We start from the raw sequence: 16,526 nt of genomic DNA on the forward strand, positions 1-16,526 counted from the left end.
TAGCTGCAGAATAATATTTACTTATTTATCAAACGCTTGACAATTAATTCATCATTTCGTCATCAAATAGGGCGATATTATAGCAAAGAAACCTACCCATCACTAGCAGCAAGACTGATATCTTGTTAATTGCTTATATTGTCTTTCTTTTTTGCCGCTTTTCGTCGTTCACGGAAAAAGGTCTTAAGCATCTGGCTACTATGCTCACGACATAAGCCATTATGTACTTCGATAGCATGATTATAAAAAGGTTGTATCGGTAAATTTATCTGACTACCAACCATACCCGCTCGTGGCTCGCTTGCTGCATAAACCAATCTATCTACCCGCGCATGAATGAGCGCTCCGATACACATCGTACAAGGCTCTAAGGTAACGTATAACGTTGTCTGTAATGGTAAACGATAGTTTTTTAAGCGCGCACACGCTTCTCTTAATGCGACAATCTCGGCATGAGCGGTCGCATCGTGACGACCAATTGGCTCATTGAATCCTTGACCAATAATCTGCTGATTATGTACCAGTATCGCTCCTACTGGCACCTCTCCACACTCAGCACCTTGCCTAGCAAGTTTAAGAGCTATGTTCATCCAGCTCATATCTTGAAGTGACCAAAATGCGCTGGCTTGCATATCTTCAATAACTAACTGACTATTTGCAGTTGGATATGGCTTCAAGCTTATATTTTGTTTATGTTTCATTTATTTTGACAACTATTGCGGTAATTGCCAATCGATAGGCGTTTGCCCATACTGTACCAGATAATCATTGGTCTTAGAAAACGGCTTGGAACCAAAGAATCCACCACGATTGGCAGCAAGTGGTGATGGGTGTACAGCGGTGAGAATAAGATGCTTATCAGTATTGATATATTTGCCTTTTTTCTGTGCTTTACTGCCCCACAATATAAATACGGTATGTTCTGTTTGTTCATTAACCACATCAATCACCGCATCGGTAAACTGCTCCCAACCTTTATTTTGATGGCTATTTGGCTCACTTTCTCGCACGGTCAGAGAGCTATTTAATAGCAAAACTCCTTGCTGCGCCCAGTAAGTCAGGTCGCCATGTTTTGAGGGTGCGATACCAACGTCACTTGCCATCTCTTTTAACAAATTATTGAGTGAGGGTGGCTTTGGAATGACTTTGGGCACTGAAAACGATAAGCCCATTGCCTGCCCTGGTCCATGATAAGGATCTTGACCTAGTATCACGACTTTAACTTGTGATAAAGGGGTCAGGTTTAACGCATTAAATATTAAAGGTGCTGGCGGATAGATACTGTTTTCTGATTGATAGGCTTCTTTTAAAAACGCACGCAAGTCGTCCATATTGTTAGAAGTTAACTCGTCTGCTAACGCCGTTTTCCAATCTTCTGGCAAGCGCACATTGTCTAAAATTGCTTGTTTTTGCGCTGGCGTTTTTGGCGTTTGTTCATCGAATAATTCCATAGTATGTCCTGTTATATTTGTTATTAATTAGATAAATATCGAGTAATGATGCGTAAACCAATCTCGCACATGAATGGGAGCTCGCGATTTCATACGTTGGTTTTGTTATGAATTATAGCAATAAAAAAACGGCTACCACAGTAACATGGTAACCGTTGTTATTACATTAGTAGCAAAAACTTAGCTGGCGAGTGACTCAGAGTCTGGATGTGGCTCATGAGTCTCAACGACCGTCAAGATAATACGACTATCTGCTGATCCTTTATATGTAGAGTTATAATCCGTCTTACCACTGTACTTATCAAGCTTAACAGAATCACCATCTTGTTCATCATTAGCTTCAGGCTCTAAGGTGAGATGTACTACCCCACCATTGACCAAATCACCAAACAAAATCATACTTGCCAATGACTTTTTGATCTCATCTTGAATCAGACGCTGCATTGGGCGTGCACCCATTAGGCGATCATAGCCTTTGTGAGCCAAATAATCGCGTACTTCGTCATCAATCTCTAAGGTGACTTGTTTATCATCAAGCTGGACTTGTAGCTCAACCAAGAATTTATCAACCACAGATACCACCACGGAGGTATCTAATGGGTTAAATTGGATGATGGCATCTAGACGGTTACGGAACTCTGGCGTAAAGACACGTTTGAGCGACTCCGTATTATCACGGCTATGGTCTTGCTGAGTAAAGCCCATTGAAGAGCGGCTAATACTATCAGCACCGACATTGGTCGTCATAATCACAATGACTTGCTTAAAGATAGCCACACGACCATTGTTATCAGTCAACGTACCATGATCCATCACTTGCAGTAACAAGTTGAAGACATCAGGGTGCGCTTTTTCAATCTCATCAAGCAATAAAACACAATGTGGATGTTGATTGATTTTTTCAGTCAACAAACCACCTTGATCATAACCGACATAGCCAGGAGGCGCACCAATCAAACGCGATGCGGTATGGGCTTCCATATATTCTGACATATCAAAACGAACCAGTTCTACGCCTAACAAATTTGCCAATTGACGTGAAACTTCGGTTTTACCCACCCCAGTAGGACCGGCAAACATAAACGAACCAATTGGCTTATCTGGTGCTTTTAGACCGGCACGTGATAGCTTAATGGCGTCGGCTAATGTTTCAATTGCTTCATCTTGACCAAACACTAAGTGTTTAAGATCACGATCTAAGTGCTGAAGAATACTCTTATCATCACTCGATACTGACTTGGGCGGAATACGTGCAAGCTTGGCAACAATCGCCTCAATATCTGCCACATCGATTTTCATTGGTGGTTTTTTCTTAGCCTTGGCACTTTTTGACTCACTGAACGATTTGGCACGATCATTGGCTTTTGCAGTTTCCGCTTCATCCTGCATTTCGCTATCGCTATACGTGTCGCCATCGAGACCCTCAACATCGGCATCAATCTGAGCATCAAAATCTTGCTCTATATCCGCAATGAAGATTTCTTCTGCATCAATATCATCAGCATCAGGAATCACGCCTAAACGCTTATAGGCACCTGCTTCGTCAATCACATCAATCGCTTTATCTGGTAAGAAACGCTCGTGAATATGCTTAGCAGATAATTGAACGGCGGTGACCAACGCTTCATCGGTATATTCAACATTATGAAATTCCTCATAACGAGGCTTCAGACCGCGCAAAATATCAATTGTATCGTCGACACTTGGTTCTTTGACATCAATTTTTTGGAAGCGACGTGACAGTGCATGGTCTTTTTCAAACACTTGACGGTATTCGGTAAAGGTAGTTGAGCCGATACAGCGCAGCTCACCATTAGCAAGTGCTGGCTTAATCAAGTTTGATACGTCCATATTGCTACTCATTGACGACCCTGCGCCAATAATCATATGAATCTCATCAATAAACAAGATCGCATTGGGCTTCTTCTTTAGCGCATCAAGCAGCGACTTCATGCGTTTTTCGAAATCACCACGGTATTTGGTACCAGCGATTAATGAGCCAATATCAAGGCTATAAATCACGCAGCCATTCAATGGTTTCGGTGCTTTATCATTAATAATCAACCACGCCAAGCCTTCAGCGATAGAGGTCTTACCGACGCCAGGCTCACCAACCAATAACGGGTTATTTTTACGGCGACGACATAATACTTGCGCGGCTCGCTCAATTTCAGGGCCACGTCCAATCAATGGATCAGTCTTACCTTCAGCCGCACGCTGGTTCAGGTTGGTCGCAAACTCAACCAAGGGATCTTTACTGGTTTTTTCTGAGGCACTACGGCGTTCGCCCGTCATAGAAGCACGTGGCTCAGATGGCTCGTCTTTATCTTGACCATGCGATAAGTACTGGGTCAGCTCAAGACGACTAATACCCTGCTTTTTGAGCAAATAAACGGCATAAGTATCGTGCTCTGAAAACATAGATACTAAAATGTCTGAGCCTTCAACAAGGCGACCACCACCAATAGATTGTACATGGAAAATAGCACGCTGCAGAATACGATCAAAGCTTTGGGTTGGCTGCGGTGACTGCTCGGTGTCTGCGTCTACCGTTGGCGTATGCTTATTGATATAAGCTTCTAACTCGGTGCGCAGCGTTGAAACATTAGCATTACAGGCAGTTAATGTATTGGCAGCGTGAGTATTCTCTAATAACGCCAATAATAGATGCTCAACAGTGAGGTACTCATGCGATTTTTGGCGCGCAAGTGTCATTGCTAAACGCAAAGAAACTTCAAGATGACGACTTAACATAACGACTTCCTACGGTTATACCTATCTTTATAATTGATAGCTTTATGAATGAGTTAGTAAGTAAATCAGGGCGACAGATGGATTGTTCAAGGGCTAAATCTGTATTATCAAAAGACAGCGCTAAATGATATTGACCATGTATTACTCAAGTAGCAGTGCTATCTACTTATCACCAATTAAGCGTTTTGATCACTCATACTTGCTTTTCTTTATCTCAACACGATACTTAAGAAGAGTCAATCTATTAACACAGACTAAAATGTATCAAGGCGTACTGCGCATCAATATTTATAGTAAAGAAATAGCATGAAAGCTTCAAAAACTGAGCAAATAAAGGAGAAATCAGTAATAGAATAATAAATGAGAGAGTGAAGGATACAAGTGACTTTTTTAAGCCATCAGCTGATTAAATTATAGAAAAATTCAAGTTAATAAAATGACTAGAAAATGATACGAGTGCAGCAATCATTTCTATAAAATTTAGACAGCTGTTTGATGTGATTGCTTAATATAGATAAGGGTATATTAAAGAAAAATCAAGGTTAGGAAATTTTTATAATAAGGAATTTATGAGTGACTGCTTGGATACAGAGTACCTATCAAGCTCACAATGAGCAGTTTTTAGAGCGTGACAGGGTTTCTAAACGATAAAACCATTGGAAATAATAAGATAGAAACACGAAAAGAAGATAGAACTTTAAATTCATATTTACGCTATTTTCTTATTCGCCTTGATGTGGCTCAATCTGGGTCAATAAGGGATAGCCTTCACGATGTGCCAGACTGTTTACTTTTTTGGCTTTGGTCTCAGCGATATCTTTCGGATAGATACCAGCAATGCCTTTGCTACTGTTATGAATCGTTAGCATAACTTCGACTGCCGAATCCATACTATGACGAAATTCAGACTGTAAAATATAAACGACGAACTCCATCGGCGTATAATTATCATTATACATAACGACGGCATACATAGGCGGCTTAGCCACTTCTGGCTCTGCAACCAGTACATCTGCTTGTGGCGAGGTCTCGCCGTCCGTATCACCATCTTGTGCACGATTAGCAGGTATGGTTGGAAAGTGCCAATCAGCAACAGTTGGCAACGCTTGCAATAGGGTTTGTTTTATCATAATTGGCATACAAATTAATGGTTATATTTATAACAGAATAAAGAGCGCTAACAGAGGTTGGCAAATGCAATGCTTATTATAGCGCTCTTAAATATGAATAGATTAAGGCTCAATCGGACTTTCGTCGACTTCAGGTAAATCTAAAAGTGATAACGGCATATTATCAACTCGGTCGCCAAGCTTCCAATCATAGAGCTGCTCCACTTGTTGCCCGCCAGCTTGTAAGCTAAGTTTGACTTGTAACGGTTTAAAGCCTGATGGCATCATGAAACGACCACGAATACGAACGATACCTTCAATAGTATAAACTGGAGGATCTAGCGGCACCTCTACAAAATCATCGTCATTGAGCAACGTCAACGTTGGCTTTAGGCGTTTGGCTTTGCCATCGCTAGCAAGCATGCCTATATCGAAACCATATTCGAAGGCATTTTCAGGTAACGGCTCAATCTTTGCCGCTATTACCTGTAAAGGCATGCCGCCTTTGTCACGAAGGACATCAGCATATAATTCATTCAGTTGAGAGACTTGTCTATTCTCAACCGTTAATTCTTGCTGGTTTTCACGCAACTCTTTGATGTTAGCCAAGCTAATCGCCAGCTCCTGCTTAGCAGTAGCCGCTTGATTGGCCGCTATTTTATGACTAAGACGCAAATCTTCAAGCGCTTCTGTTGCCTCAGTGCTATTGATCATCGCTTGCTTGGTTTCAGTTTGCATAGAATGAAAGCCACGCTGATATCCTAATTTATGACCGAATATCAATCCAACAATGGCAGTCACCAATATGACAACGACAAAGAGAGCCAACACCAATGTGGATGCCCCTTGTTGGGTACCACCTACCTTAGTTACTGAACTAGCATTGGTTTTAAGAGAATGCGGACTACGCTCTAAATGATACAAATCAGAGTCTTTGCACGATGAAAGTGCGGGCTGTGAGCAAAAGCGTCGTACAAGCTTGACACGCATTTAGACAATATCTCTTAACAGTAATGGCAATATTATAGCGGAATTTATAATCAATACCTAGCACCATAAATGTGAATGATTTGACCACAGCTAAACATCTGCTACGGAACAATAGGTGCAAAGTTTAGACCCATTGTTTCATCGAATCCGAACATGACATTCATATTTTGTACCGCTTGTCCTGCTGCCCCTTTTACCAAATTGTCTTGTACGACAATCACTGTCAATTCAGCCCGTTCATTGTCTTGATGCACAGCAATGCGTAAACGGTTGCTGGCGCGGACACTACGGGTATCTGGATAAATACCTTTTGGCATGACATCAATAAACGCTTCTGACTCATAGCATGTTTCAAATATCTGCTGCCAATCAATAGCAGCACCCGCATCCGTCAGCTCAAGATGAATAGAGCTCAGCATGCCACGTATCATCGGCACAAGATGCGGTAAAAAACGAATGCGATGGGTGAACTGGCTGTCTAATAACTGCGCCACGCCTTGCTCAATCTCGGGCAGGTGACGATGTCCTTCAACGCTATAAGCTTTAAAGTTATCAGTAGTTTCAGCATAATTAAGCGCAAGTGAAGCTTGGCGACCAGCGCCAGAAACACCTGACTTTGCATCGATAACGATGCGGGATTCCACCAATCTCTCTGCTTGCTTATTTTGCATGTCGATTATTGGTTTCAAACCCAAAATAGCGGTAGTCGGATAACAACCAGGATTACCGACGACTAAAGCAGTGGCAAGTTTATCCCGATTGACTTCAGGTAAACCATAAACAGCTGTCTTTAGTAGCTCAGGACAAGCATGCGACTGCTGATACCAGTGTTCAAAATCGGACAGTGACTGCAAACGAAAATCAGCAGCCAAATCAATGACTTTCACACCGGCTTGCGTTAGCGCCTCTGCTTGCTTCATCGCTACGCCATGTGGAGTGGCAAAAAAGACCACATCACACTTTTGCAGCGTTGCAAGCGTCTCATCGCCCAAGTCGCTAAAGACAATATCTGATATACCGCGTAAGCTTGGAAATATCTCATCAGCGCGTGTACCAGCTTCGCTACGCGAGGTTAGCAAATCAATAGATACTTCAGGATGCGCAGATAACAAGCGAATCAGCTCAATACCCGTATAACCTGTACCACCAACAATCGCTGCTGAAATCATAAGATATTCCTTTTTATTTTACTTGGTAAATATCAGTGTTTGTTAAACAAATCTTAGATAGAAAGCTCGCTTATATACCTGAACTTTGTCATTTTTGGATTCTAGCAGCTTTAGATTTTATAATCGTGCACCGCATCGATAAATACTTTGGCATTGTCAGGATTGACCCACTGCGTAATACCATGACCTAAGTTTGCTATATAACCCGTTTTTTCGCCGCTTGCATAAGCACTATCAAGCATTGCATTTACTTCAGCACGAATCGTCGCAGGTGAACCATACAATGTTGCTGGATCCAAGTTGCCTTGAATGGCTTTACTACTCTGTAGTTTTTTGTGCTGTTTGGTCAATTGACGCTGACTTTCAGCCAATACTTGGCGTGCACGATCAATGGGCATCGTCCAATCTAACCCTAAAACATCAGCTTGACTATCTGCTTGCACATCCAACCATAACCCACCACCTTTGGTAAATAATACCACTGGTATCTGCGGATGGCGTACTTTTAATTCAGCGACGATACGCTTATTATAAGCATGAGAAAAATCGATAAACTGACGATGGCCAAGCGCCCCGCCCCAACTATCAAAAATCTGTAAAATTTGAGCGCCAGCGACCACCTGTGCATCTAGATAATCAATGACAGAAGTGGCTAATTTATCTAATAATTGATGCAAGAAATCAGGGTTGCTATACAAAAAGCCTTTAGTATAACGATAGTCTTTTGAGCTGCCGCCTTCAATCATGTAGGTGGCCAATGTCCATGGACTACCAGAGAAACCAAATAACGGCACTTGACCATTTAATGCTTTGCGGATGCTCGTCACCGCACGCATGACATAATCAAGAGAATCATTGGGTTCAAGTACTGGCAATCTATCTAAGTCTGCTTGCGTACGAATAGGATGTTTAAACTTAGGGCCTTCGCCCGCCTCAAAGTATAAGCCTAGACCCATAGCGTCAGGTATGGTCAAAATATCACTAAATAAGATAGCAGCATCTAAATCATAACGGCGTAGTGGCTGTAAAGTGACTTCAGTGGCGCGGTCCGTATCTTTGCACAGGCTCATAAAGTCACCCGCTTCTGCACGAGTGGCTTTATATTCTGGTAAATAACGACCAGCTTGACGCATCATCCAGACTGGCGTGGTGTCTATTGATTCAAAGCGTAATGCCCGTAACAATCTGTCGTTCTTTAAAGGCGCAAACTCTTGCTGAATCGAGTTACTATTGTCTGAAGCACTCATGTACAAATCTCCAAAACAACACCGCATTCATGATCATCAATGAATACGGTGCTGGATAAAATAAGTTGAATAAAAGAATATTAAAACGTTTAGATAGCGACAATCTATTCTAAAAAACCACAAATAATGAGATATTAGTTAATAACAATTTATTGGTTAATATCTCTCGTGTTAACAATCATAAAAACAGTAATCATTAAAAGTATTTGTGTTTTTTAGAGCGTCATTTGCCGTTAGTCTTTAATCAATAATATCGTGCTCATATTTGAAATTAGATGAATACCATGAATGGTCTACATGGTCAGCGCTAAATTATCACGGTGTACCATGACCACACGCTCTTCATTATTACCAAGAATTCTATCAAACTGCTCAGTACGCTCACGAGCCACTCGGCAAGCATCCCGAGATGAGAAGTTCACTTGTCCAACCGCTAAACGCTCGCCCGTATCTTGGTGAACCACCTCAACCACATCACCTTCATCGAAATCACCGCGTACTTCCACAACGCCGACCGGTAGCAAGCTCTTGTGATGCTCGACTACTGCTTTTGCTGCGCCTGCATCGACTATTAGAGTGCCTGACATACGTAAATGTGCGGCAAGCCATTGTTTGCGTGCAATGATTTTGTCTTGATCATTGGTGGTCAACAAAGTACCGACCGCTTCGCCTGATACCACACGAGTAATAACATCATCGATAGCACCGCTCACGATAACGGTTGGACAACCACCCATCGCAGCAAGACGACCAGCACGAATTTTGGTCAGCATACCGCCGCAACCAAGCTTGCCACCATCCCCTGCAATATCAAATAAGTAATCCGCCATCGCACGCTCTTGGCGAATCATTTTTGCATTAGGATTGTCACGTGGGTTGTCCGTAAACACCCCATCTTGATCGGTTAAAATGATATATAAATCGGCATTGACCATCGCCGCCGCCATCGCGCCCAAAGTATCATTATCACCAAATTTAATTTCATCAATGGTAATGGTATCATTTTCATTGATGACTGGTAGCACGCGCCACTCTAGTAATTGTGTCAACGCGCCCGTCGTATTGAGATAACGGCTACGATTGGACAAATCATCATGTGTTAGTAGCAGCTGCGAGCTTTGAATACCATGTTGGATTAATGCTGACCACCACGTTTCAATCAAACCCATTTGACCAATAGAAGCACAGGCCTGTAGTGCTGCTAGTTTCTTCGGGCGCTCCTCAAGGTTCATTCGTACCACACCTTCAGCAACGGCACCTGACGATACTAGCAGTACTTCGACGCCTTGCTTGTGCAATTTAGCGATCTGCTTTGCCCACTCATATATGGCAGTTCGATCCAGCCCTCGACCGTTATTGGTTAACAACGATGAGCCAATCTTGACAATAACGCGCTGAATATCAAAGTTGCGAGTTTGTTTAATAAACCTTGCTTCTTCGGTCGTGTTTTCTATGTCACCTGCCATATAAACTCCTGTCTCTCATGTGAATTGATTACGGGGATTGATCTAAAAAATTCAAGTATATCAGCTCAAGCGTGTTAGCTTAAGGAACATAAATGACCTCGACACCATCTTCGTCGTCATCGTCAAAATCAGCATCGTCGTCGCTTAAATCTACACCTTCGCGAGCCGCTTTGCGAGCCGCACGATAGGCTTCACGCTGCGCCTCAGTGTTTAGACGTACTTCTACTTCTAAGCGCTCAAAACGGCTTCTTTGTGCTTCAGCGAAGATAGGATCTTCTAGTTCACGCTCACGCTCTAGTTCAATCTCATTCATTAAATGATATTTAACTGCATCCGTCCCTTCACCCATTAGGGTTGACGTGCGAAATACATCGCCTGTCCAATCAAGCTCGGCGACAATATGAGTACAAAGCTCATCTAACTCTTCGTCAGGCACCTGATCAATTTTGTTTAATATCAAAATCTGGGGCAAGTTGGATAACTCAGGCGAAAAACGCTCAAGTTCATTCAAGATAACACGAGCGTTGGCTACCGGATCGCTGCCATCAATTGGCTTTACATCAACCACATGTAACAGACGACGAGTACGAGCCACATGTTTTAAGAAACGAATGCCAAGTCCAGCACCTTCTGAAGCACCTTCGATCAAACCTGGAATATCTGCCATCACAAATGAGCGATGACGACCGATATCAACCACACCTAGATTCGGAACGAGGGTGGTAAACGGATAGTCAGCAACTTTTGGTCTAGCAGCAGAGACTTGACGAATAAAGGTAGATTTACCAGCATTAGGCAAACCAATCAAGCCAACATCAGCCACAACTTTTAGCTCAAACTTAAGAACTTTTAACTCACCTTCAAAACCAGACGTCGATTTACGCGGTGCTTGGTTGGTAGAGCTCTTAAAATGGGTATTGCCCAAACCACCATCACCACCTTTGGCAATCAGTAGCGTCTGACCAAGTTCAATCAAGTCACCCAACACTTCGTCAGTTTCGGTATCAACTACCGTGGTACCGATAGGTACTGGTAAAAACAAATCATCAGAGCCCTTGCCTGAACAGTTTCTACTGTGGCCATTCTCTGCTCGCATAGCATCATGACGACGGGTATAACGATAGTCCACTAGGGTGTTGGTGTTATCCTCTGCAATGACGTAAATATCTCCGCCCTTGCCACCATCTCCACCATCAGGTCCACCACGTGGGACATACTTTTCTCGGCGAAAACTGGCGATTCCGTTACCACCGTCACCTGCTTTTACCGTTACGACGGCTTCATCAATAAATCGCATCTTACGTTCCTTTATTTACACTCTAGTTTATAGACTCAATAGCAGTCATATACTGCTTCTTTTGCCTATAGGTATCTTTTAAAAAATAGGAGACTTACGTCTATGTTGCTATATATCATTGCTTTATTTATGACAATAACACCCGATAACCAATTGGACTATCGGGTGCGGTATATATTAACTTAAAAAATCACATCTATTTGTCCATGCTAAAAGTGACTATTAAAATACTTTCTTATAAAGAGTACCTCAATATTAAAAACTCACTACTGCTGTACAAATGTATTAAGCTGGAATCTGTGTATAACTGATGCCTGCCATTTGTGTGGCTAAACGTAATACTTGCGTACTATAGCCAACTTCATTGTCATACCAGATATAAACAATGGCATGATTGTCGGTCAAAATAGTCGCTTGGGCATCGACAATACCTACATGGGTATCACCAACAAAATCCGTCGATACCGCTTCAGTAGAATCTGTATAAGCAATCTGTGTTTGCCACTGACTGCTATTAGAGATTTTACGCATGAATTCATTTAACGCATCAGCATTTTCTGGTGCTGTTTTAAGATTCAAGTTTAAAATCGCTAAGCTGACGTTTGGCGTTGGTACACGGATGGCATTACCCGTTAGTTTACCACTAAGCTCTGGCAGTGCTTTACCAACCGCTTTAGCAGCACCCGTACTGGTAATAACCATATTCAATACAGCACTACGACCACGGCGATCCGCTTTATGATAATTATCAATCAAGTTCTGATCGTTAGTGAATGAGTGAATCGTTTCAACGTGACCGTTTTCGATACCGTATTCATCGTTCAATACTTTTAACGTTGGGGTGATTGCGTTGGTGGTACAGCTCGCCGCACTGACGATTGTATCTTCACCGACTGTATCGTTATTTACACCATAAACAACGTTTTTAATCTCACCGCCAGCTGGGGCTGTTAATAGGACTTTTTTCACACCAGTCGATTGCAAGTGCTTACCAAGACCCGCTTCATCTTTCCAAATGCCCGTATTGTCAATCACTAACGCATCATTAATACCGTAAGCCGTATAATCGATCTCGCTTGGATCTTTGGCGTAGATGACCTGAACAAAGCGGCCATTGATAATCAAGCCGTTGTTTTCATCATCAACCACCACGCCACCAGCAAAGCTACCATGAATCGAATCACGCTCTAGCAATGAGGCGCGCTTGGCCAAATCGCCAGATGCCGCAGGACGTACAACTATGGCTTTTAACTGCATACCTTTAGCACTTGACGCTTGTGATAATAGCAGGCGAGTTAAAATACGACCGATACGACCAAAACCGTATAGCACAACATCAGTCGCAGGATTAACCGTAGTGTCATCACTATTAACGGCTTGAAGTGCTGCTTGTAAATCACTGTCATTAGCGATTAATTGACCAACATCAACCTGTGCAGACTGAAGCTTATCATTAGCCGCTAGCGCTTTAACCATGGCTAAAGTGTCAGCGATATCAATAGATTTAGCCTCTTGGTTACGCAAGGCTACTTTTTGATGCAATGCCAATATTTGACCAACTGACGTCGTATTTAACGTGTCACCGAACAAGGTTACTTGTACGTCTTGCTCATTATAGAGCTTATTCAATAGCCCCATCAGCTCAATCGCTTGTTGCTCTTGATTGTTGTAGTTGCTTAAGTGGTCTTGATGTAATTGGCGTAAGGTATCAGCGTTGCTCACGAGAAACATCCTTATGGTCAGTAATGTGTGATCAGTAAATGATAGAGAATACAGATTAGATAGATTATGTGTGGTCTACGCAATCACTCTAGTATGGCAACCGCACGATATCGGTGTCAGTTATTGATATAGAGTATTGAGATCGCCTAGATTTTAGCCTAAAACGGCCTATTTTGCCAGTGATAACCGATCTGCTAGCGCTTATAAAGCATTTTATTGAGTTGTGCAGGTTATTATGAAAATAAAGGCAGCCAATTATGCTGCCTTTTTGTTTATTATTGCCAGTATCAAATAGTGGATGATGAAGTAACACTACTATTTAACCCAATATCTAATAGGTGATGCTCATTATGGAACGAGGCTAACCGTTTGATTGGTCTGCGAGGTTAACTTAAATTCTTTTAAGTCATAGCCTTGCTGTTGAGCGATTTGACGATATTTGGCATAGGTTTCTTGAGTGACATTTGGCGAACGCGCCAATAACCATAAATATTTTTTATCAGGTGTTCCTACTAAAGCAGTCTTGTAATCAGCATCACGTGCTAGTACCCAATAGTCGGCACGACCAACTGGCAACCAACGAATCCACGATGGTAAAAATGTGACCTTTAACTTACTGCCTGACTCATCAACAGGCTTAGCGATACCCTCAGAAGTAATACCAGAACCGTCTTTCTGTACGCATTTATTAGTGACTATGATACCTGAACCATCGGTTTTTTCCGTATAATTGGCGGTGACATTACTGGCACAATTGCGCTGAAAATACATGGGCAAACGACCTATCTCATACCATGTCCCTGCATACCTTTTTAGATCAACGCTATCCACTGTGGTCGGTGTACTTGCAGACTTATGAATGATGGCATTTGGCTTAATTGACAGTGTCTCTGTAGTGGTTCTATCAATAGTGGCGTTAGCAGTCATGTCAGCGGTAGCATTGACTGGTAGCGTCGCCGCATACGCTGAAAATGCAGCTAATGGTATGATAATAGCTAGAGCTATGCCCGTATGCTTGATAAGTCCATTCATAAATATACGCTCCGGTATTTCTTTGTATGATGAGTAAGTAGAGGTTGATGATGAATCAGTATTTTGCTTTGAATGGTGGTTCTGTCCAGATTCTTTTTCGCTCAGCTCTTGTGACCATTTATAATCGTTAGTGTAGCGTCCACTATCCTTGATACAGTAATCACTAACGAAATTACTGCTTTCGCTATGTTTTGAATCGCCATCTTTGTTATTGTTGCTGTTAGTCATAGCAGACTCTTTTGCCCGTAGTGGGCTCTTATCGGCGCTTTTATATCCAAAATAGTGATCTTGCGAAGACGTTTTTTTTGCCAGATGGGTAGAATATTGGTCATTTAGATTATCATGGTTGTAGCTAGCATCGTTGCTGGCATGACCTGTCTGCCGTGTACTATCCTCATTCAGATGATAGTGGCGCGACTGGGTAGTCTGCTTAGATTGAGAACCAGCTTCCTTTGTATCAGACCATGCTGATTGAGGTAACTTATTGGTTTTCATAGAGGTACCATTATTGATAGTGACTGTTAACTATTCTTCTTATATGCCCTATATGTACTCTCATCTTCTGTGCGTCTTCAACTTTTAAAAATATATTGAATGTAAAAGCTGGCGCTGTAAAAACCAAATATTATGAGAGGACTTAAGAGGTATATTGATAAGCAATTCGCTTATAAGAATATAGAGTAAGTACTCTTTGTTTAGGTGATATATATTAATGGCAGCTCGACTATTAAAACAGTGTCGCAATGTAGGAAAAAGCAACGGTTTGTAAGTAACTATGCGTTTATGCAGCAGAATAAATACCGAGTAAACACATAGTTACTGATTGGATAAATATATTAAAAATCAATTATTTGCCCTGATAGATGCCAATTAATGCCAATTCTGGTTCAGGACTGGTCAGCATTGGTGCCAACACTCCCTCTATTAGTTTTTTACTATTCAAAGAACTGTCGAATACCAGCAACACTGATACCACCATGCTCTAATACTTGATGAATCATCACAGGTGATAAACCACCCAAACCGATAATCGGCATGTCAGCCAATTGTGCCAATGCTGACCATGATTCCCAACCAAGTGGCACAGTATCAGGATGTGTATGGGTAACTAGTACAGGAGACAAAAAGGCGCCAATGACGGGCGGTAATTGCTGCTGTAACCGAGTATGAGCCAGTTTATTGGCAGCATCAATACTAGCGGCATCATGACAACTGACTATTAACGGATAATTTTTAGACAGCACTGTATCTTGTGTATCCTTCGACCATTGTAACAATGCGGTATGAGACAGATGATTGGCAACGATTGAATTGGCAGTGGTTGTATCTTTCATTGCTAGCGGCGCTTCAGTGGTTAGGGTCTGTCCATTGACATCACAAGGGACAATCGCCTTAATATCTGGACGCATATGCATCAACTGCGCTGCTATACTTTCTGAGCCAGCTGCCTTTATTCGAATATATACCCAAGCATTGGCTGTTAGCTTATTTTGATGAAAAGTCAGCCATGCGGCCATTGGATCAGGTGAGGCATCAAAATGCGTCAATGGATAGGTAATTGCTATCGTTGTTGGCACACTCAACCATTCGAGAATCGTCTGGTTAGCAGCGGGTAAATGATACTTTCCTGCTAATAAATCTGCCTTATTTACCCACGTTAGCGCCTGACCTTCTAGCCCATATTGGCGATGCTTATGCTCCTCATACTGCTGCGCAGTCAGCTCAACCTTATAAATCTGTAAACTGACCTGTTTATCACCATAATCATGATGTAGACGTCCAAGCTTGACCATCGTATTGTCACAAATCTCAATACCTGTCTCTTCAGCGACTTCCCGAATCAATGCCTGCTCGGCGTTTTCATTGGTTTCTATTTTGCCACCTACAAATTCATAGCGGTTGCCTTGATGCTGGGCGGCGTTTCTAAATCCAAGTAAATATTGGGCTTTATGATGAATGACCGCAACTGCCACGTTTACGATAAGTACTTTTTCGCTGTTAAATGAGCTATCAATGTGGTTGTCTGCTTCATTTGGCATCGGCGTCTCCTTTATTACTGTTTTTTTAAAGTGCGATTTGATTGGTTTATACTTTCAAAAAACCAAGTCGATTTAAAACCAACCTATTGATTTATAATAACAATTAGCTGATTTTTATTTATTTAAACCTCATTTACAAAAGTTGCTTTAGATAAGTTTACACAATGACTGCATTTTATTTTATCAATTACCTTGCAAAATCCTTCAATGTAAATGATAATTATTATCGTTAAAGATAGTTACTGTATCG

12 protein-coding genes are annotated in these 16,526 nt (G+C 41.9%); all 12 read right to left on the reverse strand.

Going from position 1 to position 16,526, the window contains the following annotated elements:
• Positions 1-125: 125 nt before the first annotated feature.
• The gene (tadA, locus tag JMX95_RS01635) at positions 126-701 is read right to left on the reverse strand and encodes a tRNA adenosine(34) deaminase TadA (protein ID WP_087816137.1); all 576 of its coding nucleotides are present in this window, start codon (positions 699-701) and stop codon (positions 126-128) included.
• A 12-nt stretch (positions 702-713) separates the two neighbouring features.
• Positions 714-1,451, reverse strand: a complete 738-nt coding sequence (locus tag JMX95_RS01640) for a uracil-DNA glycosylase (RefSeq protein WP_087816135.1) — start codon at positions 1,449-1,451, stop codon at positions 714-716.
• A gap of 180 nt (positions 1,452-1,631) precedes the next feature.
• Complete coding sequence (locus tag JMX95_RS01645) at positions 1,632-4,205, reverse strand: AAA family ATPase (RefSeq protein WP_087816133.1); 2,574 nt, start codon at positions 4,203-4,205, stop codon at positions 1,632-1,634.
• A gap of 722 nt (positions 4,206-4,927) precedes the next feature.
• A complete protein-coding gene (locus JMX95_RS01650; RefSeq protein WP_201559852.1) occupies positions 4,928-5,335 on the reverse strand; it encodes an ATP-dependent Clp protease adaptor ClpS in 408 nt (135 codons plus the stop codon).
• Positions 5,336-5,437: 102 nt separating this feature from the next.
• On the reverse strand, positions 5,438-6,304 hold the full coding sequence (locus JMX95_RS01655) for a hypothetical protein (RefSeq protein ID WP_045445038.1): 867 nt from the start codon (positions 6,302-6,304) through the stop codon (positions 5,438-5,440).
• 101 nt (positions 6,305-6,405) lie between these two features.
• Positions 6,406-7,473 carry an N-acetyl-gamma-glutamyl-phosphate reductase gene (gene argC / locus JMX95_RS01660; protein ID WP_055124420.1) on the reverse strand — a complete coding sequence of 356 codons (1,068 nt, stop codon included), beginning with the start codon at positions 7,471-7,473 and terminating at the stop codon, positions 6,406-6,408.
• A gap of 110 nt (positions 7,474-7,583) precedes the next feature.
• Positions 7,584-8,720, reverse strand: coding sequence for a uroporphyrinogen decarboxylase (gene hemE / locus JMX95_RS01665; RefSeq protein ID WP_045445031.1), 1,137 nt, complete (start codon positions 8,718-8,720; stop codon positions 7,584-7,586).
• Between the two features lie 293 nt (positions 8,721-9,013).
• Positions 9,014-10,186 carry a glutamate 5-kinase gene (gene proB, locus JMX95_RS01670; protein ID WP_201559853.1) on the reverse strand — a complete coding sequence of 391 codons (1,173 nt, stop codon included), beginning with the start codon at positions 10,184-10,186 and terminating at the stop codon, positions 9,014-9,016.
• 79 nt (positions 10,187-10,265) lie between these two features.
• Entirely contained in the window at positions 10,266-11,483 is a 1,218-nt protein-coding gene (gene cgtA / locus JMX95_RS01675; RefSeq protein ID WP_201559854.1) for an Obg family GTPase CgtA, read from the reverse strand.
• A gap of 285 nt (positions 11,484-11,768) precedes the next feature.
• Positions 11,769-13,214, reverse strand: a complete 1,446-nt coding sequence (locus JMX95_RS01680) for a glyceraldehyde-3-phosphate dehydrogenase (RefSeq protein ID WP_201559855.1) — start codon at positions 13,212-13,214, stop codon at positions 11,769-11,771.
• A gap of 339 nt (positions 13,215-13,553) precedes the next feature.
• Positions 13,554-14,732, reverse strand: coding sequence for a lipocalin family protein (locus JMX95_RS01685; protein WP_201559856.1), 1,179 nt, complete (start codon positions 14,730-14,732; stop codon positions 13,554-13,556).
• A 440-nt stretch (positions 14,733-15,172) separates the two neighbouring features.
• Positions 15,173-16,276 carry an NUDIX domain-containing protein gene (locus tag JMX95_RS01690; RefSeq protein WP_201559857.1) on the reverse strand — a complete coding sequence of 368 codons (1,104 nt, stop codon included), beginning with the start codon at positions 16,274-16,276 and terminating at the stop codon, positions 15,173-15,175.
• Positions 16,277-16,526: the final 250 nt, after the last annotated feature.

The sequence above is a fragment of the Psychrobacter sp. NC44 genome, assembly GCF_904846655.1.
Taxonomy (GTDB): domain Bacteria; phylum Pseudomonadota; class Gammaproteobacteria; order Pseudomonadales; family Moraxellaceae; genus Psychrobacter.